General features: G+C 65.3%; 22 protein-coding genes. 11 read left to right on the top strand and 11 right to left on the bottom strand.

The features are described from left to right. Positions 1-158: 158 nt before the first annotated feature. Both uvrA and FCT00_RS17085 read left to right on the top strand, forming a co-directional pair. Complete coding sequence (gene uvrA, locus FCT00_RS17090; protein ID WP_138423988.1) at positions 159-3,017, top strand: excinuclease ABC subunit UvrA; 2,859 nt, start codon at positions 159-161, stop codon at positions 3,015-3,017. Continuing rightward, entirely contained in the window at positions 3,014-3,412 is a 399-nt protein-coding gene (locus FCT00_RS17085) for an NUDIX hydrolase (protein ID WP_138423987.1), read from the top strand. Before uvrA ends, FCT00_RS17085 begins: the two co-directional genes overlap by 4 nt. Positions 3,413-3,558: 146 nt before the next feature. On the opposite strand, the gene FCT00_RS17080 is transcribed toward FCT00_RS17085, so the two are convergent. The 5 genes from FCT00_RS17080 to gltX all read right to left on the bottom strand — a co-directional run bounded on the left by FCT00_RS17080 (position 3,559) and on the right by gltX (position 7,589). Then, positions 3,559-4,290: a hypothetical protein gene (locus tag FCT00_RS17080; protein ID WP_138423986.1), complete on the bottom strand. Its 732-nt coding sequence runs from the start codon at positions 4,288-4,290 to the stop codon at positions 3,559-3,561. Positions 4,291-4,374: 84 nt separating this feature from the next. Then, positions 4,375-4,593 (bottom strand): ribbon-helix-helix domain-containing protein, encoded by a 219-nt coding sequence (locus FCT00_RS17075; RefSeq protein ID WP_008329196.1) that lies wholly within the window; start codon positions 4,591-4,593, stop codon positions 4,375-4,377. Beyond that, entirely contained in the window at positions 4,586-4,762 is a 177-nt protein-coding gene (locus FCT00_RS17070; protein WP_138423985.1) for a DUF4169 family protein, read from the bottom strand. The genes FCT00_RS17075 and FCT00_RS17070 overlap by 8 nt, the downstream gene beginning before the upstream one ends. An 86-nt stretch (positions 4,763-4,848) precedes the next feature. Then, positions 4,849-6,144, bottom strand: coding sequence for a citrate synthase (gltA, locus tag FCT00_RS17065; protein ID WP_138423984.1), 1,296 nt, complete (start codon positions 6,142-6,144; stop codon positions 4,849-4,851). Between the two features lie 41 nt (positions 6,145-6,185). Then, entirely contained in the window at positions 6,186-7,589 is a 1,404-nt protein-coding gene (gltX, locus tag FCT00_RS17060) for a glutamate--tRNA ligase (protein ID WP_138423983.1), read from the bottom strand. Positions 7,590-7,672: 83 nt separating this feature from the next. On the opposite strand from gltX, the gene FCT00_RS17055 reads away from it, so the two are divergent. Then, on the top strand, positions 7,673-9,775 hold the full coding sequence (locus FCT00_RS17055; RefSeq protein ID WP_138424215.1) for a ComEC/Rec2 family competence protein: 2,103 nt from the start codon (positions 7,673-7,675) through the stop codon (positions 9,773-9,775). Here FCT00_RS17055 and lexA read toward each other — a convergent pair. The 4 genes from lexA to trpC all read right to left on the bottom strand — a co-directional run bounded on the left by lexA (position 9,769) and on the right by trpC (position 13,006). Continuing rightward, positions 9,769-10,461, bottom strand: a complete 693-nt coding sequence (lexA, locus tag FCT00_RS17050) for a transcriptional repressor LexA (RefSeq protein WP_008329183.1) — start codon at positions 10,459-10,461, stop codon at positions 9,769-9,771. The two genes, FCT00_RS17055 and lexA, sit on opposite strands and share 7 nt — an antisense overlap. A gap of 96 nt (positions 10,462-10,557) precedes the next feature. After that, entirely contained in the window at positions 10,558-11,730 is a 1,173-nt protein-coding gene (locus tag FCT00_RS17045) for a molybdopterin molybdotransferase MoeA (protein ID WP_138423982.1), read from the bottom strand. Beyond that, positions 11,727-12,209 (bottom strand): cyclic pyranopterin monophosphate synthase MoaC, encoded by a 483-nt coding sequence (gene moaC, locus FCT00_RS17040; RefSeq protein WP_138423981.1) that lies wholly within the window; start codon positions 12,207-12,209, stop codon positions 11,727-11,729. The genes FCT00_RS17045 and moaC overlap by 4 nt, the downstream gene beginning before the upstream one ends. Further along, positions 12,206-13,006, bottom strand: a complete 801-nt coding sequence (gene trpC / locus FCT00_RS17035; protein WP_138423980.1) for an indole-3-glycerol phosphate synthase TrpC — start codon at positions 13,004-13,006, stop codon at positions 12,206-12,208. The genes moaC and trpC overlap by 4 nt, the downstream gene beginning before the upstream one ends. A gap of 171 nt (positions 13,007-13,177) precedes the next feature. On the opposite strand from trpC, the gene FCT00_RS17030 reads away from it, so the two are divergent. The 7 genes from FCT00_RS17030 (at position 13,178) to FCT00_RS17000 (ending at position 22,743) form a co-directional block, all read left to right on the top strand. Beyond that, positions 13,178-14,146, top strand: coding sequence for an XdhC family protein (locus FCT00_RS17030; protein ID WP_138423979.1), 969 nt, complete (start codon positions 13,178-13,180; stop codon positions 14,144-14,146). After that, positions 14,146-15,141: a molybdopterin-binding protein gene (locus tag FCT00_RS17025; protein WP_138423978.1), complete on the top strand. Its 996-nt coding sequence runs from the start codon at positions 14,146-14,148 to the stop codon at positions 15,139-15,141. Before FCT00_RS17030 ends, FCT00_RS17025 begins: the two co-directional genes overlap by 1 nt. Positions 15,142-15,263: 122 nt before the next feature. Continuing rightward, positions 15,264-15,749, top strand: a complete 486-nt coding sequence (locus FCT00_RS17020) for a (2Fe-2S)-binding protein (protein ID WP_040884415.1) — start codon at positions 15,264-15,266, stop codon at positions 15,747-15,749. A gap of 36 nt (positions 15,750-15,785) precedes the next feature. Beyond that, entirely contained in the window at positions 15,786-18,152 is a 2,367-nt protein-coding gene (locus FCT00_RS17015; protein ID WP_138423977.1) for a xanthine dehydrogenase family protein molybdopterin-binding subunit, read from the top strand. A 15-nt stretch (positions 18,153-18,167) separates the two neighbouring features. After that, on the top strand, positions 18,168-18,950 hold the full coding sequence (locus FCT00_RS17010; protein WP_138423976.1) for an FAD binding domain-containing protein: 783 nt from the start codon (positions 18,168-18,170) through the stop codon (positions 18,948-18,950). A 201-nt stretch (positions 18,951-19,151) separates the two neighbouring features. After that, positions 19,152-21,101: an OmpA family protein gene (locus FCT00_RS17005; protein WP_138423975.1), complete on the top strand. Its 1,950-nt coding sequence runs from the start codon at positions 19,152-19,154 to the stop codon at positions 21,099-21,101. Between the two features lie 97 nt (positions 21,102-21,198). Then, the gene (locus tag FCT00_RS17000; protein WP_138423974.1) at positions 21,199-22,743 is read left to right on the top strand and encodes a glutamate synthase-related protein; all 1,545 of its coding nucleotides are present in this window, start codon (positions 21,199-21,201) and stop codon (positions 22,741-22,743) included. A gap of 56 nt (positions 22,744-22,799) precedes the next feature. Here the strand turns inward: FCT00_RS17000 and infC are convergent, their stop codons facing one another. Then, positions 22,800-23,294, bottom strand: a complete 495-nt coding sequence (gene infC, locus FCT00_RS16995; RefSeq protein WP_008329151.1) for a translation initiation factor IF-3 — start codon at positions 23,292-23,294, stop codon at positions 22,800-22,802. A 232-nt stretch (positions 23,295-23,526) separates the two neighbouring features. On the opposite strand from infC, the gene FCT00_RS16990 reads away from it, so the two are divergent. Next, positions 23,527-24,423: a hypothetical protein gene (locus FCT00_RS16990; RefSeq protein WP_138423973.1), complete on the top strand. Its 897-nt coding sequence runs from the start codon at positions 23,527-23,529 to the stop codon at positions 24,421-24,423. A gap of 57 nt (positions 24,424-24,480) precedes the next feature. Here the strand turns inward: FCT00_RS16990 and FCT00_RS16985 are convergent, their stop codons facing one another. Further along, the gene (locus FCT00_RS16985) at positions 24,481-25,332 is read right to left on the bottom strand and encodes a ferredoxin--NADP reductase (RefSeq protein ID WP_138423972.1); all 852 of its coding nucleotides are present in this window, start codon (positions 25,330-25,332) and stop codon (positions 24,481-24,483) included. Between the last annotated feature and the right edge of the window lie 24 nt (positions 25,333-25,356).

Below are 25,356 nucleotides of genomic sequence, written 5' to 3'. Positions count from 1 at the left end.
CCCGGAAATGATCTTTTGAATTACAGGAAGCGTAGCCCATAGGCGGGTGTTTGCGAAGAATGGATTTGAGAGCGAAAGTTCACACTTCGTTCTCATTTTCCGTTTGCGCCTGTGTCTGATTGCCTTATCTAATGGGCCTGTCCCTCCCGAGGTGTGAAATGCCCGAACAGAAGTTCATCGAAGTGCGCGGTGCGCGCGAGCACAATCTCAAGTCCATCGACGTGGATATTCCGCGCGACGAGCTGGTGGTCATCACCGGCCTGTCGGGGTCCGGCAAGTCGTCGCTCGCCTTCGATACGATCTATGCCGAAGGGCAGCGCCGCTATGTGGAGTCGCTGTCCGCCTATGCGCGCCAGTTCCTCGACATGATGGAAAAGCCGGACGTCGATCATATCTCGGGCCTCAGCCCCGCGATTTCCATCGAGCAGAAGACGACGTCGAAGAACCCGCGCTCCACGGTGGGCACGGTGACCGAGATCTACGACTACATGCGCCTGCTTTATGCGCGTGCCGGGACGCCGTTTTCGCCCGCGACCGGACTGCCCATCGAGGCGCAGCAGGTGCAGGACATGGTCGACCGGATCATGGAGATGGAAGAGGGCACGCGCGCCTATCTGCTGGCCCCCATCGTGCGCGACCGCAAGGGCGAATATCGCAAGGAATTTCAAGAGCTTCGCAAGCAGGGTTTCCAGCGCGTCAAGGTAAACGGCGCGTTCTACGAGTTGGAGGAACCCCCGGTTCTGGACAAGAAGTTCCGCCACAACATCGACGTGGTGGTCGACCGGATCGTTGTGCGCGAGGGGCTGGAAACGCGGCTGGCGGATAGCTTGCGCACCGCGCTCGACCTCGCCGACGGCATCGCCATTCTGGAGACCGCGCCGAAAGAAGGCGAACCTGAGCGTCAGACGTTTTCGGAAAACTTCGCCTGTCCGGTTTCGGGTTTCACCATCCCGGAAATCGAGCCGCGCCTGTTTTCCTTCAACGCGCCCTTCGGGGCCTGTCCGACCTGCGACGGTCTGGGCCAGGAGCTGTTCTTCGACGAACGCCTCGTCGTGCCGGATGCCGCGCTCAAGGTCTATGACGGGGCCATCGCTCCGTGGCGCAAGGGCAAGTCGCCCTATTTCCGCCAAACCATCGAATCCATCGCACGCCACTATGAATTCGACATGGCGACGCCGTGGAAAGACCTTCCGGCCCATGTCCAGCAGGTGTTCCTGCACGGCTCGGGCGAGGAAGAGATCAAGTTTCGCTTCGACGAGGGCGGCCGGGTCTATGAGGTTACGCGTCCCTTCGAAGGCGTGATCCCGAACATGGAGCGGCGCTACCGCGAGACGGATTCGAACTGGGTGCGCGAGGAATTCGAGCGCTATCAGAACAACCGCCCCTGCGGCGACTGCGGCGGCTATCGTCTGCGGGAAGAGGCACTGGCGGTCAAGATCGCCGAGCTTCACGTGGGGCAGGTGGTCGAGATGTCGATCAAGGAAGCCTACGACTGGTGCCAGACGGTGCCCGAGCACCTGACCAAGCAGAAGAACGAGATCGCGCGCGCCATCCTGAAGGAAATCCGCGAGCGGCTGGGCTTTCTGAACAACGTGGGCCTCGAATACCTGACCCTCAGCCGCAACTCCGGCACGCTGTCGGGCGGCGAGAGCCAGCGCATCCGGTTGGCCAGTCAGATCGGCTCGGGTCTGACGGGGGTGCTCTACGTGCTCGACGAGCCGTCCATCGGCCTGCACCAGCGCGACAACGGGCGGCTTCTGACCACGCTGAAGAACCTGCGCGATCAGGGGAATACCGTGATCGTCGTGGAGCATGACGAGGAAGCGATCCGCGAGGCGGATTACGTCTTCGACATCGGCCCCGGCGCGGGCGTGCATGGCGGTCAGGTCGTGTCCAAGGGGACGCCCGGCCAGATCGCCGCCGACTCCGCCTCGCTCACCGGTCAATACCTCGCCGGAACGCGCGAAATCGGTGTCCCGGCGGAACGGCGAAAGGGGAACGGCAAGTCTGTGACCGTGGTCAAGGCCACGGGCAACAACCTGCAAAAGGTGACGGCGGAATTTCCGCTGGGTAAGTTCGTCTGCGTGACCGGCGTGTCGGGCGGCGGCAAGTCGACCCTGACCATCGAAACGCTTTTCAAGACCGCCTCGATGCGCCTGAACGGCGCGCGCCAGACGCCCGCGCCCTGCGAGACGATCAAGGGGCTAGAGCACCTCGACAAGGTGATCGACATCGACCAGCGTCCCATCGGGCGCACCCCACGCTCGAACCCCGCGACCTACACGGGCGCCTTCACCCCGATCCGCGACTGGTTCGCCGGGCTGCCGGAGGCCAAGGCGCGCGGCTACAAGCCCGGGCGGTTTTCGTTCAACGTCAAAGGCGGGCGCTGCGAGGCCTGTCAGGGCGACGGTGTCATCAAGATCGAGATGCACTTCCTCCCCGATGTCTATGTCGAGTGCGAGACCTGCAAGGGCAAGCGATACAACCGCGAGACGCTGGAAATTCAGTTCAAGGGCAAGAGCATAGCCGACGTTCTTGATATGACGGTCGAGGAAGGGCAGGAGTTCTTCAAGGCCGTACCAACCATCCGCGAAAAGATGGACGCGCTGATGCGCGTCGGTCTTGGTTATATCAAGGTCGGTCAACAGGCGACGACGCTTTCGGGGGGCGAAGCGCAGCGGGTGAAGCTGTCGAAAGAGCTTTCGAAACGGTCCACTGGGCGCACGCTTTACATCCTCGACGAACCGACGACGGGCCTGCATTTCGAGGACGTGAAGAAGCTGCTCGAAGTGCTCCACGAACTGGTCGATCAGGGAAACAGCGTGGTCGTGATCGAGCACAACCTCGACGTCGTGAAAACGGCGGACTGGATTCTCGACATCGGGCCGGAGGGCGGCGACGGCGGCGGCACTCTGGTGGCGACCGGCACGCCCGAAGACGTGGCGGCGGTCGAAGCGTCGCACACCGGGCATTACCTCAAGGACATGCTGAACCCGAAACGCACGGCAGCGGAATGACGGCCACGCAGGCTGCGCTTGCCGTGGTCCTGCGGGAAGAGCGCGTGCTGCTGGTGCGCCGGGCCAATCCGCCGGACGCGGGCCTCTGGGGCTATCCGGGCGGCAAGGTCGAGCCGGGCGAAACCGTGGAGCAGGCGGCGGTGCGGGAACTGCGCGAGGAAACCGGCGTGCGGGCGGAGGCCGGCGCGGTGCTCGTCACGCTGGAGGCCAGGGGTGAGGGGTTCCACTACGCGCTGCACGCGGTCGCTTGCCGTTATTTGTCAGGGCGGCCCTGTGCGGCCGACGATGTCACCGATGCGGACTGGGTCTCTTTCCCCGATGTTCAGGCGGGTGTGCGGCCGATGAGCCGGGATGTGGGCCGGGTTCTGGAGATGGCTCTGAACCGGCTCGGTTAACCTCTTTCTTAACAATCGAGAATTTATGCTTTTCGCGTCAGTGGCTTGAGGCTACCAGAATACTAGGATTCTAGTATCCTAGAATACTGGTGCCGTACCGGCGGGATGCCGTATCCGCCGCGCCCCACCGGAACTGGCCCGCCACGTCAAGCGGCGGCGTCGACCCCGTGCCGCCCGCGCCCGACGATGGACCGGACGAGGGCGACGGCCAGCACCACGACGCCCACGGCCGCGGCCCCGACCACGATCCAGACATCGCCCCAGTTCTTGACCGCGATGGCGAAGATCGCCCAGATCACGCTCAGGAAATACACCCATTCGTGGCGGCGGCCTGCATGGATGAAAAGGGCTACGCCCAATGCCATCGCGATACAGATCAGCGCCCAGCCGACCTCGCCCAGTACGATCCCGAACCCCGCGCCGGTCAGCCCGAGCGAGGCGAACGAAGCCGCCGTAAGCCAGCCGGTGTAGAACGCGACCGGAGCGGCAGCCCACCAGCGGTCGCGATCCGGCGCGCGGTGCATCGCAATGGCGGCGGAGATCAGCATGGTGAAAATCAGGATCGTCGCCCAGATCGGGGACACCATCGCGACAGGCAGCCAGATCGCCCCGATCACCAGCGAGACGAGCAGGGGCAGGCGCATCGGATCCCAATCCGCAACGTCATGCCGTTTGAGCAGTCCGAACCCGGTCGAGGCCACGAGCCACAGGTAGATCGGCCCCCAGATCGCGAAGGCATATCCGGCGGGCTGGACCGGCGGATCGACCTGCGGATTGGGGTAGAGGTTCGGATCGAACCCGCCGAATCCCGGGACGAGGAAGGGGCCGAGCGCAAAGGCGACGGCCGCGACGAAGAGAAGGATGGATTTGGCACGCATGGCTGACACCTCGTTTTGTCGAGGTAACGTGCCGGACAGCTCTCCGGTTCACTTTTCGGCGCCTGCGCGATGTCGCACTCAGGGTCAGCCGCGGTAGTGGCGCAGCACGTAAAGCCGGATCGCGGATGCCAGACCCGAGGATAGGCCGCGCGCCTCGTCGATCTCGGCGGTCAGCTCGTTCACGCCTTTGCCCTCGGCCTCGGCGATCTCGCGAAACGCATCCCAGAATTCATCCTCGAGCGAGATCGAGGTCCGATGCCCGCGCAGGGTCACCGAATGCTTGCGGGGGCGGGCATCAGTCATCCTTGCGGTGCCGGTCCAGTTCCCGCCGCGCCTTGTCCGCTTCGGCTTGTTCCAATGCTTTCTGCGCCTTGGTGCGCCCGAATTTCGCGGCGTTCGCGTCGGCCTCGGCGCGCTTGTCGGCGCGAGCCTTTTGCTTTCGGATCTGGTTGAGGTTGGTGACCTTGGACATGCGCCAATTCTGACCGTCTGAATGAACGCCCGCAACGAAAAAGGCCGCCCGGTCGGGGCGGCCTTTGGTGTTCTGTGAGAACCGGATCAGCGGTTCTCGACGTCCACGTAGTCGCGCAGCGTCTCGCCGGTGTAAAGCTGACGCGGGCGGCCGATCTTGTGGCCCGGCTCCGCAAGCATCTCTTTCCACTGGGAAATCCAGCCGACGGTCCGCGACAGGGCGAAAATCGGGGTGAACATCGAGGTCGGGAAACCCATCGCTTCCAGAATGATGCCGGAGTAGAAATCGACGTTCGGAAACAGCTTCTTCTCCGCGAAATACGGGTCTTCCAGCGCCTGCCTCTCCAGCTCCTTGGCGACCTGAAGCACCGGGTTGTCCTCGATCCCCAGCAGGTCGAGCACTTCGTCCGCCGACTGTTTCATCACCTTCGCGCGCGGGTCGAAGTTCTTGTAGACGCGGTGGCCGAAGCCCATCAGGCGGAAGGGGTCGTTCTTGTCCTTCGCACGCGCGATGAATTCCGGAATGCGGTCGACCGAGCCGATTTCCTTGAGCATCTCAAGACAGGCCTGGTTCGCGCCGCCATGCGCCGGTCCCCAGAGGCAGGCGATACCGGCGGCGATACAGGCAAACGGGTTGGCGCCCGACGAACCGGCCAGACGTACGGTCGAGGTCGAGGCGTTCTGCTCGTGATCGGCATGCAGGGTGAAGATCCGGTCCATTGCACGGCTCAGGATCGGGTTCACCTCATAGGTCTCGGCCGGCACCGAGAAGCACATGTGAAGGAAGTTCGACGCGTAATCCAGGTCGTTGCGCGGATACACGAAGGGCTGGCCGATCGTGTATTTATAGGCCATGGCTGCGATGGTCGGCATCTTCGCGATCATGCGGATCGACGCGACTTCGCGCTGCCACGGATCGGCGATATCGGTCGAGTCGTGGTAGAAGGCCGACATCGCGCCGACCACACCCACCATGATCGCCATCGGGTGCGCGTCACGGCGGAAGCCCGAATAGAACTTGGCCATCTGCTCGTGCAGCATGGTGTGGCGCGTCACGCGGAATTCGAAGTCTTCGATCTCGGCGGCGGTCGGCAGGTGGCCGTAGAGCAGCAGGAAGCAGACTTCGAGGTAATGGGACTTCTCGGCCAGCTGGTCGATCGGGTAACCCCGGTGCAGAAGCTCACCCTTTTCGCCGTCGATGAAGGTGATCGCGCTTTCGCAGGCCCCGGTCGAGGTATAGCCGGGATCGAAGGTGAAGACGCCGCCCTGCGCATAGAGCTTGGTGATGTCGAGCACGTCCGGCCCTGCGGTTGGCGAGTAGATCGGCAGATCCAACTCCTTGTCGCCGAATGTCAGCTTCGCCGTTCCTGTCTGGTTCGCCATTCCGATATCCCTTCGTTGGGGCCCGCCGGGCGGCAGGCTGGTTACTGGCTGGCCTCGTTGAGCCGGGCGATGGTTTCGTCACGCCCGAGGACCAGCATCATGTCAAACACGCTCGGGCTCGCTGCGCGCCCGGCGAGGGCGGCCCTGAGGGGCGCTGCCAGCTTGCCGAACTTGATGCCGTGGGCCTCTGCCAATGCGTTGAGAATAGTCTCCAATTCTTCGCGGTTCCAGCTAACAGTTTGCAGCTGCGGCGTCAATTCCGTCAGTATACCACGGGATACATCGTCAAGCGCGGCCTGCGCTTTCTCATCCCGTTCGATGGGCCGGGACGTGAGAATGAATCTCGCTTTTTCAATCAGTTGCGGCAGGGTCTTGGCGCCGGTGCGCACGAAATCGAGTGCCGCGCTCAGGCCTTCGACCTGCGCATCCGTCAGCTTTTCCTGGGACGTCGCGTCAAGATAATCCTGCACCTGCAAAATAAGTTCGTCGGCCCCGGCCATGGCGATGTGCTGACCCGAGACATGGTCGAGTTTCTTGAAGTCGAGACGCGCGGCCCCCTTGCCGATCCCGTCGAGGTCGAACCACTCTTTCGCCTGTGCATCGGTGAACACTTCGTCGTCGCCATGCGACCAGCCGAGGCGGACGAGGTAATTGCGCATGGCCGAGGCCGGATACCCCATTTCCCGGTATTCCTCGACCCCCGCCGCGCCGTGCCGCTTGGACAGTTTCTTGCCGTCCGGGCCGTGGATCAGGGGAATATGCGCAAAGACCGGCACGTCCCATCCCATCGCGTCGTAGATCATCATCTGCCGCGCCGCGTTGTTGAGGTGGTCGTCGCCCCGGATCACGTGGGTCACGCCCATGTCGTGATCGTCCACGACGACGGCGAGCATGTAGGTGGGCGAGCCGTCCGACCGCAGGCAGACCATGTCGTCGAGCTGATCGTTGCGGAAAGTGACGTCGCCCTGAACCCGGTCCTCGATCACGGTCGCTCCGTCGCGGGGGGCCTTCACCCGCACGACGTAGGGCGCGTCCGGGTGCTTCGACGCATCGGCATCGCGCCACGGCGACTGAAAGAGCGTCGATTTGCCCTCGGCCCGCGCGGCTTCGCGGAACGCTTCGATCTCGTTCTGAGTCGAAAAGCATTTATAGGCCGTTCCCGCCGCCAACATCGCCTCGGCCACCTCGACATGGCGCGGCGCGCGCTCATACTGGCTGATCGCCTCGCCGTCGTAGTCGAGGCCGAGCCACTCCATCGCGTCATAGATCTTGGCCGTCGCCTCGGCTGTAGAGCGTTCGCGGTCCGTATCCTCGATCCGCAACAGGAATTTGCCGCCGCGACCCCGCGCGTAAAGCCAGTTGAACAGGGCCGTGCGCGCGCCACCGATGTGAAGGTATCCGGTCGGCGACGGGGCGAAACGGGTGACGACGGGGGTGTTGGACATCGGGTGTTAACCTTTTGGAAACCATCTCGGGCGTAGCGTCGGGGGAGGGATAGACGGGACGCGGCGGGAGAACAAGTGTGCCCATGGCAAGCGCGATCTCGGAACGGCTGGAGCGTCTGCGCGGACGGTTGATCCTGTTCGCGCCGATCTTTCTGGGCATCGGGATCGGTGTCTATTTCCTTCTTCGCACCGAACCGGGTGTCATCGGCTGGGCGGTCCTCGCCGGGCTGGCGGTCGGTGCGGCCATGGCGGGCTGGTTGATCGGGCGCGGCACCCTGCCGGGGTTCGGCCTGCCGTTCCTTGCCGCGGCCGCCGTGATGACGGGCCTGATGCTGGCCGGGGGACGCACCTCCATGGTGGCGGCCCCGGTGCTCGATTTCCGCTATTACGGCCCGGTCGAGGGGCGCATCGTCGTGATCGACCGGAGCCAGTCCGACGCGGTGCGCCTGACGTTGGATCAGGTCCGGCTTGACGATGTGGCGCCGTGGAAGGTGCCGGACCGCGTTCGCGTGTCCTTGCATGGCCAACAGGGGTTCGTCGATCCCGTGCCGGGGATGCGGATCGCCGTCACATCGCACCTGTCCGGCCCCGAAGGACCGGTCGAGCCGGGCGGGTTCGATTTCCGGCGCATGGCGTGGTTCAGGTCCATCGGCGCGGTCGGCTATACGACCAAACCGGCCCTCGCCCTCGCGCTACCGGAACGGGCTTTGCCGATCCATCGGCTTCGGGCTGCGATTTCGGCGGCGGTTCAGGCTGAAATTCCGGGCGAGGCCGGAGCCTTCGCCGCCGCCATCACCACCGGCGACCGGTCCGCGATGGGGCAGGAGACGGTCGAGGCGTTGCGCGCATCGAACCTTGCGCATCTGTTGGCGATTTCCGGGCTGCACATGGGTCTGCTCGTCGGGTTCGTCTTCGGCACTTTGCGTCTTGGCCTTGCCCTCACACCGGGGGTCGGCGTGTCGATGGACGTGCGCAAGGTGGCCGCGGTCGTGGCGCTGGCCGCCGGAGCGTTCTACCTCGCCATGTCGGGCGGGGCCGTGTCCACCTCGCGTGCCTTCGTCATGGTGGCGGTCATGCTGGTCGCGATTCTCGTCGGGCGGCGGGCGCTGACACTTCGCGCAGTGGCGGTCGCGGCCCTGATCCTGCTGATCCTGAAACCGGAATCACTGGTCGAGGCCGGGTTTCAGATGTCTTTCGCGGCGACGACCGCGCTCGTGTTCGTGTTCGGGGCGTTGCGCGACGTGCAGCGCGGCAAACTACCGAAATGGGCCCGGCCCGTGTTCGCGGTCGTGCTCTCGTCCCTCGTGGCGGGGCTGGCGACTGCGCCGTTCTCGGCCGCGATCTTCAACCGCGTGGCGCATTACGGCCTGATCGCCAACGTGGTGTCGGTGCCGGTGATGGGCACGCTCGTCATGCCGCTCGCGGTCCTTGCGGCCCTGCTGGCACCATTGGGATTGAGCTGGATCGCGCTGGACCTGATGCGCTGGCCGATCGAATGGATTCTCTGGGTCGCCAAGAAGGTGGCCGCGCTCGACGGTGCGGTGGGCCACGTGATCACGCCGCCCGATGCCGTGATGCCCATGATCGCGCTCGGCGGTCTGGCGGTGATCCTGCTGCGCGGCGCGGGGCGGGCGGCTGGCGCGATCGCGGTCGTCGCGGCGCTGGCCCTGTGGACGCAGGCGACGCGCCCCGATGTGCTGATTTCGCCATCCGGCAGCCTGATCGGGGCGATGACCGCCGAAGGACGCGCGTTGACCAAGGCGCGGGGCGAGGGGTTCGCGGCCCGATCCTGGCTGGAAAATGACGGTGATTCCACGGATCAGGAAGGTGCGGCGGCCCGCATGGCGCAGGCGACCGATCCTCAGTTCGATCTGCCCGGACTGACGTTGAGACTGGTCAGCGGTCGTGGCGCAGCGGACCGGCTTGAGGGGGCCTGCGCGTCCGAGGCGCTGGTGATTTTCGCCGCCAAGCCGCTGGATCGCTACCCCGAGGGGTGCAATATGCTTGACCGCGCGGCGCTGGCGCGCACGGGCGCGCTGGCGATCACACTGACCGCTGACGGTCCGCGCGTCACATCGGTCGCTCAGGTGTCGGGCAACCGGCCCTGGACCCGTGCGGACCAGACGAAAACGCGGCGGACCCAGCCCGCCGCGTCCGACCTGCCGCTACTGATCGCGCGTCAGTAGGTGCGGATCAATCCGACCAGTTTGCCCTGAACCTTGATCTGGCCCTGAGGCAGGATGCGCGTCTCGAACGCCGGGTTCGCGGCTTCGAGCGCGATCATGTCGCCCGCCCGGCGGAAGCGTTTCAGCGTCGCCTCGTAGCCATCGACCTGTGCCACGACGATGTCGCCGTTGTCGGCATGCGACGTCTCACGAATGATGACCACGTCGCCGGAGTTGATGCCCGCGTTTATCATCGAGTCGCCCTTGACCTCGAGCGCGTAGTGCTTGCCGTTGCCGACCATCGCGCCGGGGACCGAGACGTGGCTCTGCCCGTCCTCGATCGCCTCGATCGGCGTGCCCGCAGCGATCCGACCCAGAAGCGGCAGGTCCATCGCGCTGCCTTCGAGCGGCATGGCCTGCGCCGGGCGGCTGTCGGGCCTGTCGCCGTCGATCACGCGCGGTTCGAACCCGGCCTTGCCGGAGGGGTCGAGCGCATCGGGAAGCCGCGTCACCTCGATCGCGCGGGCCCGGTGGGCGAGGCGGCGGATGTAACCGCGTTCCTCCAGCGCCGTGATAAGACGGTGGATGCCGGATTTGGAGCGAAGCTGAAGCGCCTCTTTCATCTCGTCGAAACTGGGCGGCACGCCGTCCCGTTGAATGCGCTTGTGAATGAATTCCAGCAGGTCCAATTGCTTTTTCGTCAGCATCGTTCGCCCTCCGGCTGCCCGTTATGTTCTCTGACCACACAGGTCTGTTCGGGTAAAGTTCTACCCGTGTTCTCGTTTCGTGTCAACGATATGCAATCAGAGGGGGAGGTATTCGACGATCTCGCCCTTGCCCCGTTCCGGGTCGTTCGGCGGGCGGACGATCAGGGCGTTCGCGGTGGCGAGGACCGACAGAAGGGCCGAATCCTGACGGTCCATCGCCGCGATCCCGGCCTCGTCCAGAACCGCGCGCATGTAATGCTGGCGCGGCCCGTTCGCGGCCAGATCGGCGGTGAGCGTCGCGGTGTGGGGCGTGACCGGCGCGGCGGGCAGGCCCAGCATGACGCGCAGCGCGGGCAGGATGAAAACCGTCCCGCAAACCATTGCCGAGACCGGATTTCCCGGAAGCCCGATCATCGCGGCATCGCCCAGCTTGCCCGCCATCAGCGGTTTGCCGGGGCGCATGGCGACCTTGTAGAACGCCTGTTCCATCCCAAGCTCGGCCGCCACGGGACCGACGAGGTCGTGATCGCCCACAGAGGCCCCGCCGATGGTCACGACCAGATCGGCGCTCGCCGCGAGGCCCAGGACGAAGCGCAGGCTTTCGGCATTGTCGCGCGCGATGGGCAGGAGGCGGACGGTCGCGCCCTCGGCCTCCAGCATCGCTTTCAGGCCGAAGGAGTTCGACGCGATGATCTGGTCGGGGCCGGGCTCTTCGCCGGGCATGACCAGTTCGTCGCCCGTGGCGATCAGCGCGATGTCGGGCTTTCTGGCGACCGTCACCTGCGGCACGTTCATCGACGCGATCAGGGCCACGTCGCGGGGTGACAGGCGGCGCGGGGCCGTGACCGTGTCACCGACGCGGAAATCGTTGCCGGCGGGCCGGATGTTCGCGCCGGGGGACAGGTCGCGGTGCAGGGTGATGAGCGATCCGCGCAGGTCCACGTCTTCCTGAATGATCACCCGGTCGGCCCCCTCGGGCACGGGTGCGCCGGTGAAGATGCGCACGGCCTGACCGGCACCCACCTTGCCCGTGAACCGCTCGCCCGCCTTGGCCTCGCCGATCACCTTGAACTGCGCTTCCGGGTCGGCCTCGACCCCGCGCAGGGCGTAGCCGTCCATGGCGGAGGCCGGGAATGGCGGCTGGTCGCGCGTGGCGGTGACGGTCTTGGCAAGGATGCGGCCCGCGGCCTCGGCAAGCGGGACGGTTTCGGTGCCGACGGGGCCGACGAGGTCGAAAATCCGCCCCAGCGCCTCTTCGACCGAAATCACGTCGTCGCCTCGTAAGTGCCTGACTTGCCGCCGGTTTTGGCGAGAAGCTTGATCCCCTCGATCCGCATCCCCTTTTCGGCGGCCTTCAGCATGTCATAGACGGTGAGCGCGGCGGTTGAAACGGCCGTGAGCGCCTCCATCTCGACACCTGTCTGGCCGGAGGTCTTGACGGTCGCGGTGATGCGCACGCCGGGAAGCTCTTCGTCCGGCACCAGATCGAGCGCGACCTTGGTCACGGGAAGCGGATGACACAGGGGGATGAGGTCCGCGGTTTTCTTGGCCCCCATGATGCCCGCAAGCCGCGCCACGCCAAGCACGTCGCCCTTCCTGGCGGTGCCGTCCATGACGAGCGCCAGCGTGGCGGGTTCCATGATGACCTGTCCGGTCGCGATGGCGGTGCGGTCGGTGATCTCTTTCGCGGAGACGTCGACCATGTGGGCCTGTCCGGCCTCGTCGAAATGGGTGAGCTTGCCGCTCATGCCGGCACCGGGTCCTTGAGGATCGCGCGGGTCGCGGCCTCCACATCGTCCTGCCGCATCAGGCTTTCCCCGATCAGGAAGGCGCGCGCGCCGACCTTGGCCATCTCGGCCAGATCGTCAGGCGTGAACAGGCCGGATTCGCAGACCAGAAGCCGGTCTTTCGGGGCGATCTTCGAAAGCGCGCGCGTGGTGTCGAGCGTGGTCTCGAAGGTCTTGAGGTTGCGGTTGTTGATCCCGAGGAGCGGCGATTTCAGCGCGGTCGCCCGCTCCAGTTCCTCGGCGTCATGCACCTCGACCAGAACGTCCATGCCCCACTCGAACGCCGCGGCCTCCAATTCGGCGGCCTGTGCATCCGACACGCTGGCCATGATGATGAGGATGCAGTCGGCGCCAAGCGCCCGCGCCTCGGCCACCTGATAGGTGTCGTACATGAAATCCTTGCGCAGCGCGGGCAGAGTGGTCGCCGCGCGGGCGGCCACGAGGAATTCGTCCGCGCCCTGGAACGACGGTGTGTCGGTCAGCACCGACAGACAAGTGGCGCCCCCGGCCTCATAGGCTTTCGCAAGCGCGGGCGGGTCGAAATCGGGGCGGATCAGGCCCTTGGACGGCGAGGCCTTCTTCACCTCCGCGATCAGCCCGTATCCGGTATCGGCGGCCTGTTGCAGGCGGGTGGCGAAACCGCGCGTGGGCGTGGCGTCGCGGGCGGCGGCCTCGACCTCGGACAGGGGCCGGGCGGCTTTGCGCGCGGCCACGTCTTCGAGTTTGTAGGCCTTGATCTTGTCGAGCACGTTGGTCATGCGCACGGGTTTACGCAGGGCGCGGGACTTGGGCAAGTTGCTGTTGGCAAAATCTGTGCGGCCTGGCCCCCGCGCCTCAGACTTTGGTCGAAGGCTCGGCGCTGACCACAGAGAGGGACTTGCTCTTGTGCGGTGCGGGGGGCAGGGTCGGGGGTGAGTGGAGGACCATTGATGGACCGGTTTGACGATATTCCCGAGGTGGCATTGGATTGGCATCGCGCCGGGAAGGGCGCGGTTCTGGCCACGGTCGTCCAGACTTGGGGGTCGGCACCACGGCCCGTGGGCAGCCAGCTTGCGGTGTCGGGCACCGGGGAAATTCAGGGCTCGGTCTCGGGCGGTTGCGTCGAAGGTGCGGTGATCGTCGAGGCCTTGGAAGCGGTCGAGGACGGCAAATCCCGGCTCCTGACCTTCGGCGTGTCGGACGACGAGGCCTTCGCGGTCGGGCTGGCCTGTGGCGGCACGATCCGGGTGCTGGTCGAGCCGGTGGGCCAAGCGGTGTCAGAAGAGGTTCTGGCGGACCTCGTCGACAAGCGCGCGGCGCGCAGGCCGGTGGGCTACGTGGTGAACACCGGGACGTGGGAGCGCAAGCTCGTGGGCCGGGAAGATTATCCCGAACGGTTCCGGGGCGATCGGTCGGGGTTCGAGGAGGACGAGCAGACCTTCGTTGCCGTCCACAACCCGCCTCTGCGCATGGTCGTGGTCGGGGCCGTGCACATCGCGCAGGCGCTGGTGCCGATGGCACGGCTCGCGGGTTACGATCCGCTCATCATCGACCCGCGCGGGGCCTTCGCGCAGGAGCACCGCTTTCCCGGCGAGGACATCCGCGAGGATTACCCGGACGAGGTGCTGCCGGACTACGGTCTCGACACGCGCACGGCGGTGGTCACTTTGAGCCACGATCCCAAGATCGACGACCCGGCCATCGAGGCGGCGATTGCGTCGGAGTGCTTCTACCTCGGCTCATTGGGATCGACCCGCACCCATGCCAAGCGGGTGGATCGATTGAAGGAGCGGGGGTTTTCCGACGACCAGATCTCCAGAATTCATGCGCCCGTGGGGCTGGACATCGGGTCGAAAAGCCCCGCCGAGATCGCGATTTCGGTGATGGCGCAGATCACGCAGGCGCTGAGGCAGGGCTGATGGAGTTCGGCGCGGTCACGGTGGGCGAGGCCGCAGGTGCCGTTCTGGCCCATTCGGTCGCCTTGCCCGGTGGCAAGCTCAAGAAGGGCACAGTGCTGAACACTGATCACGTGGCGGCGCTCGGCGCGGCGGGCATCGCGCGGGTGACGGTCGCGCGGTTGGGACCGGGCGATCTGGGCGAGGACGAGGCGGCGATGACACTGGCCCATGCGCTCGTGGACGGGGGCGAGGGGCTGCGGCTCTCGAAGCCCTTCACCGGACGGGTCAACATCCACGCAACGAAGATCGGGCTGGCGCATCTCGATGCCGACCGGCTTCACGCGGTGAACGCGGTCGACGATATGGTGACGCTCGCCACGGTCCCCAACTGGCGCCGGATGGGCGAGGGGGGGATGGTCGCGACGGTCAAGGTCATCGCCTATGGCGCCGCGCGTGCGTCGGTCGACAAGGCGGCGGCGCTGGGGCGCGGCGCGGTGCGGCTTGCCCCGGTGGTGACGCCCGATGCCACGCTTATCGTCACCACCCATAAAGCAGGGTCCAGCGAGGAGACCGGCAAGGGGTTCAAGGCAATTGAGGGGCGACTCACTTCGCTTGGCATGACGCTGGCCGATACCGTGCAGGTGCCGCACGACGCCCAAGCGGTCGCCGACGCCATCGGCGCGGCGAAGACGGCGATGATCCTCGTGCTGACCGCGTCGGCCACGTCGGACCCGGCGGATGTCGGCCCCGAAGCCCTCAGGCAGGCCGGCGGGCAGGTGACCCGTTTCGGGATGCCGGTCGACCCCGGAAACCTTTTGTTTTACGGGGCGCTCGGGGATGGTCGGCCCGTCATCGGCCTGCCGGGCTGCGCCCGCTCACCGGCCATGAACGGGGCCGACTGGGTGCTGGAGCGCCTTGCCGCCGGGCACCCGCCGACCCGCGCCGAGGTCGGCGCGATGGGAGTCGGCGGGCTGTTGAAAGAGATACCCACACGAAAACAACCCCGGGGAGGATGACACTTTAGGACTATAGCAATCGGTCACGGAAAATTGCCAAATCAACAGGGATTTACACCGAGATACCCGGTTCTCAGAGGCCGGGATCGGTGGTCTAGTACAGGTTCAATAGGGAGGATCTCATGACGAATGTAACCATGACGATCAACGGCCGCTCGGTTTCGGGCACGGTCGAGGGTCGCACGTTGTTGTCGACGTTCATTCGCGAAACCGCCGGAGCGACCGGCACGCATGTCGGCTGCGACACCGCGCAATGCGGGGCCTGCACGGTGCACGTGAACGGCGCATCGGTCAAAAGCTGCAACATGTTCGCGATGGAAGCCGACGGGGCGGATGTCACGACGATCGAGGGTATGGCGAATGCCGACGGCTCGCTCGGCACGATCCAGCAGGCGTTTCAGGATCACCACGGGCTTCAGTGCGGCTTCTGCACGCCCGGCATGGTGATGACCGCCGCGGCGCTGCTGAAGGAGAACCCGACGCCCACCGAGGGCGAAGTGCGGGAATACCTGTCGGGCAACCTGTGCCGCTGCACGGGCTACCACAACATCGTCAAGGCGATCATGGCGGCGTCCGGTCAGGACGTGTCGTCGATCGCTGCCGAATAACGGCGCACAGCCAGCGACAATCCAGGGAGGATTACCATGCCAGCAGATGGTGGTATCGGCGCACCGATGAAGCGCCGCGAAGATGTGCGGTTCCTGACGGGAACCGGGCGTTACACGGACGACCTCAACCGGCCCGGACAGGCCTATGTCTATTTCCTGCGCTCGAGCGTGGCGCACGGGAAGATCAACAGCGTGAACACCGAGGCGGCCGCCGCCATGCCCGGCGTGATCCGCATCTTTACCGGCGCCGATTTCGAAGGCATCGGCGGGCTGCCCTGTGGCTGGCAGGTGACCGACAAGCATGGTCAGCCGATGCAGGAGCCGGGCCACCCGGTTCTGGCGCAGGGCAAGGTGCGCCACGTGGGCGACCCGATCGCCGCCGTGGTCGCGGATACGCTCGATCAGGCGCGTGACGCCGCCGAGGCGATCGAGGCCGACATCGAGGAACTTCCCGCGGTCGTCGACATGAAAAAGGCGCTCGAGGACGGCGCGCCCAAGGTGCACGACGATCTGACGTCGAACCTGTGTTACGACTGGGGCTTCGTGGAAGAGAACAAGGGCGCCGTGGACGAGGCCTTTGCGAATGCCGCACACGTCACCACGCTTGAGCTGAAGAACCAGCGCCTTGTCGCGAACCCGATGGAGCCGCGTGTGGCCATCGGCGACTATGACCCGGCGGGCGATAACTCGACCCTCTACACGACCTCGCAGAACCCGCATGTGATCCGGCTTCTGATGGGCGCCTTCGTGCTGGGCATCCCCGAGCACAAGCTGCGCGTCGTGGCCCCCGATGTGGGCGGTGGTTTCGGCACCAAGATCTTCCACTACGCCGAAGAAGCCTTCTGCACCTTCGCGGCCAAACAGCTTCGCCGTCCGGTCAAATGGACCTCGTCGCGCTCTGAGGCCTTCATGTCCGACGCGCATGGGCGCGACCACGTGACCAAAATCGAACTGGCGCTGGATGCGGACAACAACTTCACCGCGCTGCGGACCGAGACCTACGCGAACATGGGGGCCTATCTGTCCACCTTCGCGCCTTCGGTTCCGACATGGCTGCATGGCACGCTGATGGCCGGCAACTACAAGACGCCGCTCATCTACGTGAACGTGAAGGCCGTGTTCACCAACACCGTGCCGGTCGACGCCTATCGCGGCGCGGGCCGCCCGGAGGCCACGTTCCAGCTGGAACGCGTGGTGGACAAGGCGGCACGTGAGCTGGGCGTCGATCCCATCGCGCTCAGACGTCAGAACTTCATCACCCAGTTCCCCTATGCGACCCCGGTCGCCGTGGAGTACGACACGGGCGATTACGAAGCGACGATGGCCAAGCTGGAAGAGATCGCCGATCTGTCGGGCTTCGAGGCGCGTCTCGAAGAATCGAAGAAGAAAGGCAAGCTGCGCGGTCTCGGCGTGAACTGCTACATCGAGGCTTGCGGCATCGCGCCCTCGCATCTCGTCGGCCAACTCGGCGCCCGCGCGGGTCTTTACGAATCCGCCACGGTCCGGGTGAACGCCACCGGCGGTCTGGTCGTCATGACCGGCTCGCACAGCCACGGGCAGGGGCATGAAACCGCGTTCCCGCAGGTCATCGCGGAGATGATCGGGATCGACCCGTCGATGGTCGAGATTGTGCATGGCGACACCGCCAACACCCCGATGGGCATGGGCACCTACGGCTCCCGCTCGCTCGCGGTCGGTGGGTCGGCGATGGTGCGCGCGACCGAGAAGATCATCAACAAGGCCAAGAAGATCGCGGCCCACCTGCTTGAAGCCTCGGAAGGGGATATCGAGCTCAAGGATGGCGCGTTCTCGGTCGCAGGCACCGACAAATCGGTTGCTTGGGGCGATGTGACGCTCGCGGCCTACGTGCCCCACAACTACCCGCTCGAGGATATCGAGCCGGGGCTTGAGGAAACGGCGTTCTACGATCCGAATAACTTCACCTATCCGTCGGGCGCCTATGCCTGCGAGGTGGAGGTCGACCCGGAAACCGGCAAGGTCACCATCGAAAGCTTCGCGGCTGCCGACGATTTCGGCAACATCGTGAACCCGATGATCGTGTCCGGGCAGGTCCATGGCGGGATCGCGCAGGGCATCGGGCAGGCGCTGCTCGAAGGGTGCGTCTATGACGAAGACGGCCAGCTTCTGACCGGGTCCTACATGGACTACGCCATGCCGCGTGCTGACGACGTGCCGTATTACGCCGTCGACCACTCCTGCCAGACGCCGTGCACCCACAACCCGCTTGGGGTGAAGGGCTGCGGCGAGGCCGGGGCCATCGGGTCGCCGCCTGCGGTGGTGAACGCCGTGGTCGACGCGCTGCAACGCGCGGGCAAGACCGAGGTCACCCACATCGACATGCCGCTCAGCCCGTCGCGGGTCTGGGCCGCGATGAACCAGTAAGGAAGGACCGACACCATGTACGCATTCGAACTGGAACGGCCGACCACGCTGGCCGATGCGATCAAGGCTCTGGGCGGGGAGGAGGCGCAGCCCCTCTCCGGTGGTCAGACCCTCATCCCGACGTTGAAACAGCGTCTGGCGATGCCCTCGACCCTCGTGTCCCTGACGGGCATCGACGAGCTCAAAGGCATCAAGAACGAGGGCGGCACCCTCACCATCGGCGGCGCGACCTGCCATGCCGACGTCGCCAAGGACGGCTCCTACCCGGCGCTGTCCGACCTTGCGGGCCACATCGGCGACCCGCATGTGCGCAACCGGGGGACAATCGGCGGCTCGCTCGCCAACAACGACCCCTCGGCCTGCTATCCGGCGGCGGCGCTCGCTTCTGGCGCGACCATCGTGACCAACAATCGCGAGATCGCGGCGGACGATTACTTCACCGGCCTCTTCGAGACGGCTCTGGACGAGGGTGAGATCATCACCGCCGTCAAGTTCCCGATCCCGGAAAAAGCGGCCTACGTGAAGTTTGAGCAGCCTGCGTCGCGCTTCGCCCTTGTCGGGGTGTTCGTGACCAAGGGCGCAAACGGCGTTCGCGTGGCCGTCACGGGGGCCTCGGAAGGCGGCGTGTTCCGCTGGAGCGAGGCGGAAGAGGCCCTGTCGGCCAACTTCGCCCCTTCGGCGCTCGAAGGGCTCTCGGTGCCGGCGGACGGCATGATCGGCGATCTGCACGGCACGCCCGAATACCGCGCGCACCTTGTGGCTGTCATCACCAAACGCGCGGTGATGAAGGCGGGCTGACGCCACCCCCGCATCTAAAAACGACGCCGCGTCCCATTGGGGCGCGGTTTTTCTTTGTTTCGCCTAAACGCGCGTGTTTTCAGCGGATTACCGCTGAGGTGTCTCATTTTCTTGCAGGTCGTCTAGGAACCCGACCCATACCTTCGACGTTGATGCGCCAACGAAGCCCAAGGCTCGGGCAGAACACGGAGATACCAAAACATGCTCAAGAACGCTCTGAAATCGACCTCGGTCGTCGCACTGTGCACGGCGCTGATGACGCCGCCGGTGCTGGCTCAGGATGCCGAAGAGAACCTCGAAGAGTGCACGGTCACCGGACCGTTTCCCTGCGTGACCGAAAACGGCGTGCGGGTCGAAAGCGCGATGGAACTCGCCAAGGAAACCCTGATGCCCAGCGAGGCGGAGGAAGCCGAGCAGGCCGAGACCGCGCCAGAGGAACCGGAAACGCCCGCTGAACCCGCGACGCCGGACGCGCCGGGTCAGGACGTGGCCGATGAAACGCCCGCCGCCGATGCGCCGGGGCGGGCCGACGCACAGGCCGAGGCCGAAGTGGAAGCGGAAGCCGAAGCGCAAGCCGACGATGAAGGCTTGGTCGAAAACCTCGCCAACGATCTGGTGGACGCGGGCGAAGAGGCCGCCGATACGGTTCAGGAAACCGCCGAACAAGCTGGTGACGCCGTCGAACAGACCGCCGAAGACGCGGCGGATGCGGCAGAGCAGACCGCCGAGGATGCGGCCGACACCGCGGAAGCTGCGGCGGACGCGGCTGAAGAGGAAGCCGGCGACGCGGCGCAAGAGCTGGCCGAAGAGCTGCCGGCAGACGAAACCGTGGAAGCCGAAGCTGAAGCGACCGCAGAAGCGGAAGCCGAAGCCGAAGCGACGAGCGACGAAGACGCACTGGCCGACGCGCTTGAAGAAGACGCGAACGCCGAAGCCGAAGCCACCGCCGAAGCCGAAGCCGAAGCGTCGGACGAGGAAATGACCGCGGGCGAGCGGATCGAGGAAGAGACCTCGGCCGAAACCGCGCAGGCGCCGTCAGCCCCCGAAGAGCCGATGGAAGATCAGGCGCCCGAAGCCGCCGCCGCTGCGGATGCCGAGGCCGAAGCCACGGACGAAGACATGGCGTCGGATGAAGACGTCGTCGTCGAAGAGGTGACCGAAGCCGAAGCCCGGTCCTCGGGTGAGGAATTCGAAACCACGGCGACCGTGACCGAAGAAGCCGCCGCGTCGAACAATGGCGGCAACAACAACGGCTCGGGCCTCAACCGCCAGCTGACCGATTTCGAAAAGCTCGTGCTTGCCGGTCTTGGCGGGATCGCCGTCGGCACCATCCTCGCCAATGGCAAGGAAATCGTGTCGAACTCGGGTGACCGCATCGTGGTTCAGAACCCCGATGGCACCTATCAGGTGCTGAAGAACGACGACACGATCCTGCGTCAGCCGGGCGTGGTCGTCTCGACCAAGTCCTACAACGACGGTTCGACCCGCACGGTTGTCGAGCGTGACAACGGCGTGCGCATCGTGACCATTCGTGCCGCGGACGGCACCGTGCTCAAGCGGACCCGCGTCATGCCGAACGGCGACCAGTACGTGCTGTTCGACGATACGGTCGAGGCGCAACCTGTCAGTCAGCAGGACGTGCAGGACTATGAGCCGATCGACGACATCCGCGCGTCGGATTCGGACGAGGCGGCGCTGCGCGAGGCCCTGATGGCTTCAATGGACCGCGATCCGGGCCGCACCTATTCCCTGCGTCAGGTGCGTCAGTTCTCGGGTGTGCGTGACCTCGCCCCCGTGATCGAAGTGGATGCGATCACCTTCGACACCGGCTCGGCCGTGATCCGGTCGGGGCAGGCGGAAGAACTGGCCGCCTTGGGTCAGGCGATCCGCAGCGTGATCGAAGAGCGACCCGACGCGGTGTTCCTGATCGAAGGTCATACCGACGCGGTCGGTGGCGCGGCCTATAACCTCGCCCTGTCGGACCGTCGTGCCGAAAGCGTGGCCCTCGCGCTGACCGAGTACTTCGATGTTCCGCCGGAGAACATGATCACGCAGGGCTACGGGGAGAGCGAGCTTAAGATCGTGACCTCCGAGGCCGAGCGGCAGAACCGTCGGGCCAACGTCCGCAACATCACGCCGCTTCTGCAATAAGCGGTTGAAAGATCAAGGATTTGGGCGCGAGGATTTGATCCTCGCGCCCTTTTCATGCGTAGTCGAATAAAGGAATTCAAACAGAGAGGTCAGCCAGATGGCAAAGGACGAGGTCCCGATCATCGCCGCCAAATCCCCCGCCGAAGTGGAGCTTGAAGAAGGCAAGGAATACTATTGGTGCCGCTGCGGACGGTCGCAGAACCAACCCTTCTGCGACGGCTCCCACAAGGGCACCGGGATCACGCCGGTCGGCTTCACCGCCGAGGAAAGCGGCACGGCCTATCTGTGCCGGTGCAAGGCGACGGGGGATCAGCCCTATTGCGACGGCACCCATGCCAAGCTGGACGACGATCTCGAACCGGGCGACCCGTCGCCCGTGAACGACAGTGACGGCGCGCCCGAGGCGGAACCGACACCCGAGGAGCCGACCGTCGCGCGCATTCACGACATGGCGAAGAACGGGCTGAAGGGCCAACATGGCGAGGTCGGCGCGATGGGCGTTCCGCGCAAAGACTTGCCGCTGTGGGACGATATCCAGATCCTGCCCGCGCAACTTGCCCGAAAACCGCTGATGGACGATGCCCATGTGGCGACCGAAACGGTGATCGGCCCGCGCGCGAAAAAGCCGCTGATTCTGAACATCCCGCTCTTCGTCACCGACATGAGCTTCGGCGCGCTGTCGCCCGAGGCCAAGATCGCGCTTGCCAAGGGGGCCGAAGCCGCCGGAACCGGCATCGCGTCGGGCGAGGGCGGCATGCTTCCCGAGGAGCGGGCCGAAAACTCGCGCTACTTCTACGAATATGCTTCCGCCGGGTTCGGTTGGTCGCCCGAGATCGCCGAGATGGTGCAGGCGTTCCATTTCAAGGGCGGGCAGGCGGCCAAGACGGGCACCGGCGGGCACCTTCCGGCCTCCAAGGTCACCGACAAGATCGCCGAGGTGCGCGGGTTGGTGAAAGGGCAGGACGCGGTCTCGCCCGCGACCTTCCCGGACCTCGATACGCCCGAAGACTTCAAAAAGATGGCCGACGAGGTGCGGGAACGCTCGGGCGGCATCCCAATCGGGTTCAAGTTGTCCGCCAACCATATCGAGGACGACATCGACTTCGCGCTCGCGGCCAGCGCCGACTATATCATCCTCGACGGGCGCGGGGGCGGCACCGGGGCGGCGCCGCTGATCTTCCGTGACCATATCTCGGTCCCCACGATCCCGGCACTCGCCCGGGCGCGGGCGCATCTGGACCGAAAGGCCGGGCGCGAGATCACGCTCGTCGTCACGGGCGGGCTGCGGGTGCCGGAGGATTTCGTCAAGGCGCTGGCGCTCGGGGCCGACGCCGTGGCGCTTGGCAATTCCGCGATCCAGTCGGTCGGTTGCGTGGGCGCAAGGATGTGCCACACGAACAACTGCCCCACCGGGGTGGCCACACAGAAGGAGGAGCTGCGCAAACGGCTCGACGTCGAAGTCGGTGCCGCCAAGCTCGCCCGGTTCTTCGGCGCATCCACGCAACTCATGCAGGTGATGGCACGCGCCTGCGGTCACGATGCGCTCGCCAAGTTCTCGCCCAAGGATCTGACCACGTGGAAACGCGAGGTCGCGCAACTGACGCGCATCCGCTACGCGGGCCTCGCACAAGAAGGCGAATGACCAACGAAAAAGCCCTGCCGGATCGGCAGGGCTTTCTCACGCCATGATGGGCGGTGTTACTTGGTCAGCGGCCCGATCATCATGATCATCTGGCGGCCTTCCATCTTCGGCATGTTCTCGACCTTGCCGATTTCCTTCACGTCTTCGGCGACCCGTTCCAGCAGGTCGCGGCCAAGGTTCTGGTGCGCCATCTCGCGGCCCCGGAAGCGGAGCGTGACCTTCACCTTGTCGCCTTTTTCAAGGAACTTCACGACGTTCTTCATCTTCACGTCGTAATCGTGCACGTCCGTGTTCGGACGGAACTTGACCTCTTTGACCTCGATGGTCTTCTGCTTCTTGCGCGCTTCCGCTTCCCGCTTCTGGGTCTCGTATTTGAACTTGCCGAAATCCATGATCTTGCAGACCGGCGGGGTCGCATTCGGAGAGATTTCGACGAGGTCGAGACCGGCTTGTTCGGCCAATTCCATGCCCCGCTGAGGGGACACGACGCCGACGTTTTCGCCTTCGGCACCGATCAGTCGAATTTCAGGGGCCCTGATCTTTTCGTTCACTCGGGGGCCGGTATCGCGCGTTGGCGGCGCGTTGTGGGGTCTACGGGCTATGGTTGAATTCCTTCGTTCGTTGGCAGGAAAGTTTGGGGCCAGAACCTAAGGCCGGCCCGGTGGGCTTTCAAGCCGATATCTGCGGGAAGAGGGCCAAATATTTTAGGAGCTTGACGGTTTTGCCCGCGACCCGCCTATCATGGTGTGCCGGAAGGTGCCGGCTGAGAAAAGGAAGGTCGAAATGAACCGCAGTGTGATGGTGCTCGTCGTGGGCGCGGTGGTCGTCGTCGGCGGCTATGTCTGGAACGCGCAGCAGGGCGATCCGACGGGGGTCGAACAGGCTGCGCAGGATGCAGGCGACATCGTTGAGGAAGCGGTGGAGAACGCCACGGCGGACACCGTCGCCGAAGACCCGATGGACGAGACCGAGGCTGCGGCGACCGAGGCGGCCGAACAGGCGCGCGAGGCGGCTGCGGCAGCCGATGCGCCAAGCGACGCCGACGAGGCCGAACGGATCGCCACCGACGTCGAAGAGGCGATGGAAGCGGCGGACCCGGAAACACCCGCCGACGCGGGCGCGGACGGGACCAACCGCGAGGTCGAAGCGGCGCAGGACGCCGCAGATGCGGCGCTGGACGCCGCGCAGGAGGCCGAGGCTGCGGTCGAGGACGCGGAGAGCGCGGGTGACGTCGAAGCCGCTGAGGCCGCCGAAAACGCCGCCGAGACCGCGCAGGAGGCCGCCCAAAACGCGCAGGACGCCGCTGAAGCGGCCCAGGCCGCGGCGGAAGACGGGGACATGAGTACCGCCCAGGACGCCGCCGAAAGCGCCCGGACCTCGGCTGACGTGGCCGAAACGGCAGCCGAAACCGCCGAGGAGGTGGTGGAGGAGAAAGCGACCGTCGCGCCCGACCCCGCGCCAGCGCCGCAACCCACGCCCGAGCCTGAGCCGATGACGCTCGCGGATTACCTGACGCTGGAGGCTTTCGAGGCGGACGCGGTAAAGGCCTTCATTCAGGACAGCGAACTGGACGACGTGCAGAAAGCCTCGCTCGCCACCAAGATCGACGCCGCCGCCCGTGACGACGCACTGGTCCCGGTCGTGATCGAGGAAATCGAGGCGGCGCTGGGGTTGGAGTAAAAAAACAAGCCGCCACAATTGCTTGCGGCGGCTTGCTCATGTTCCTGTCGGGCGATCTCAGTCGAGGAATGCCTTTTCGACCACATAGTGCTTGGGGTCGGAGTTCGCCCCTTCCTCAAGCCCGTAGTCTTCGAGCATTTCCTTCAGTTCGAGGTTGAAGGCGAGGTTGCCGCAGATCATCGCGCGGTCGGTCTCGGGGTTGAGCGGCTCGACACCCAGATCGGTGAAAGCCTCGCCCGAACGCATGAGATCGGTGATCCGCCCCATCTTCGGGCTCTCTTCGCGGGTCGTGGTCGGGTAATACTTCAGCTTGGCGAGGTTTTCGTCACCGATCAGTTCACGCAGCAACTCGTCGTTCTTGATGCCCTCGATCAGTTCGGCGCCATAGACAAGTTCGCCCGCCTCACGGCAGGTGTGGGTGATGATGACCTCGTCATAATCCTCGTAGGTCTGCGGGTCGCGCAGAAGTGAGGCGAAGGGGGCGAATCCGGTGCCGGTGGCGAAGAACCAGATGCGCTTGCCGGGTAGCAGCGCGTCATGCACCAGCGTGCCCACGGGCTTGGGACGCAGAATGATCTCGTCGCCCGGCTGGATGTGCTGGAGTTTCGAGGTCAGCGGACCGTCCTGCACCTTGATCGAATAGAACTCCAGCTCCTCGTCCCACGAGGGCGACGCGATGGAATACGCCCGCAGAAGCGGTTTCTGTTTGCCGGTCTTCGGGTCCGGGCCGCCCATCAGGCCGATCATCACGAACTCGCCCGAACGGAACCGCATCGACGCGGGGCGCGTGCAGCGGAACGAGAACAGCCGGTCGGTCCAGTGTTTGACCTCGGTCACGGTCTGGGCGTCGGGCAGGGTCGGGACGGGTTTGATTTTCTGGGCTTCGGTCACTGGGGTCACGTCATTCATAAGCAATGCGGGGGCCTGCGCCCC

The sequence above is a fragment of the Maritimibacter alexandrii genome, from assembly GCF_005871115.1.
In the GTDB taxonomy this organism is placed as follows: domain Bacteria; phylum Pseudomonadota; class Alphaproteobacteria; order Rhodobacterales; family Rhodobacteraceae; genus Maritimibacter; species Maritimibacter alkaliphilus.
The sequence above is the reverse complement of the archived record's forward strand: the minus strand, read 5'-3'. Positions and strand labels throughout refer to the sequence as shown.

What these genes read in the sequence shown, in the direction of transcription:
- FCT00_RS16985 (WP_138423972.1), bottom strand. Translation starts at nt 25,332, where the DNA reads ATGAATGACGTGACCCCAGTGACCGAAGCCCAGAAAATCAAACCCGTC.
- FCT00_RS17025 (WP_138423978.1), top strand. Translation starts at nt 14,146, where the DNA reads ATGGAGTTCGGCGCGGTCACGGTGGGCGAGGCCGCAGGTGCCGTTCTG.
- gltX (WP_138423983.1), bottom strand. Translation starts at nt 7,589, where the DNA reads ATGTCCAACACCCCCGTCGTCACCCGTTTCGCCCCGTCGCCGACCGGA.
- FCT00_RS16990 (WP_138423973.1), top strand. Translation starts at nt 23,527, where the DNA reads ATGAACCGCAGTGTGATGGTGCTCGTCGTGGGCGCGGTGGTCGTCGTC.
- FCT00_RS17080 (WP_138423986.1), bottom strand. Translation starts at nt 4,290, where the DNA reads ATGCGTGCCAAATCCATCCTTCTCTTCGTCGCGGCCGTCGCCTTTGCG.
- FCT00_RS17055 (WP_138424215.1), top strand. Translation starts at nt 7,673, where the DNA reads ATGGCAAGCGCGATCTCGGAACGGCTGGAGCGTCTGCGCGGACGGTTG.
- uvrA (WP_138423988.1), top strand. Translation starts at nt 159, where the DNA reads ATGCCCGAACAGAAGTTCATCGAAGTGCGCGGTGCGCGCGAGCACAAT.
- FCT00_RS17000 (WP_138423974.1), top strand. Translation starts at nt 21,199, where the DNA reads ATGGCAAAGGACGAGGTCCCGATCATCGCCGCCAAATCCCCCGCCGAA.
- FCT00_RS17005 (WP_138423975.1), top strand. Translation starts at nt 19,152, where the DNA reads ATGCTCAAGAACGCTCTGAAATCGACCTCGGTCGTCGCACTGTGCACG.
- FCT00_RS17020 (WP_040884415.1), top strand. Translation starts at nt 15,264, where the DNA reads ATGACGAATGTAACCATGACGATCAACGGCCGCTCGGTTTCGGGCACG.
- moaC (WP_138423981.1), bottom strand. Translation starts at nt 12,209, where the DNA reads ATGAGCGGCAAGCTCACCCATTTCGACGAGGCCGGACAGGCCCACATG.
- FCT00_RS17070 (WP_138423985.1), bottom strand. Translation starts at nt 4,762, where the DNA reads ATGTCCAAGGTCACCAACCTCAACCAGATCCGAAAGCAAAAGGCTCGC.
- FCT00_RS17085 (WP_138423987.1), top strand. Translation starts at nt 3,014, where the DNA reads ATGACGGCCACGCAGGCTGCGCTTGCCGTGGTCCTGCGGGAAGAGCGC.
- trpC (WP_138423980.1), bottom strand. Translation starts at nt 13,006, where the DNA reads ATGACCAACGTGCTCGACAAGATCAAGGCCTACAAACTCGAAGACGTG.
- FCT00_RS17030 (WP_138423979.1), top strand. Translation starts at nt 13,178, where the DNA reads ATGGACCGGTTTGACGATATTCCCGAGGTGGCATTGGATTGGCATCGC.
- FCT00_RS17075 (WP_008329196.1), bottom strand. Translation starts at nt 4,593, where the DNA reads ATGACTGATGCCCGCCCCCGCAAGCATTCGGTGACCCTGCGCGGGCAT.
- lexA (WP_008329183.1), bottom strand. Translation starts at nt 10,461, where the DNA reads ATGCTGACGAAAAAGCAATTGGACCTGCTGGAATTCATTCACAAGCGC.
- FCT00_RS17015 (WP_138423977.1), top strand. Translation starts at nt 15,786, where the DNA reads ATGCCAGCAGATGGTGGTATCGGCGCACCGATGAAGCGCCGCGAAGAT.
- gltA (WP_138423984.1), bottom strand. Translation starts at nt 6,144, where the DNA reads ATGGCGAACCAGACAGGAACGGCGAAGCTGACATTCGGCGACAAGGAG.
- FCT00_RS17010 (WP_138423976.1), top strand. Translation starts at nt 18,168, where the DNA reads ATGTACGCATTCGAACTGGAACGGCCGACCACGCTGGCCGATGCGATC.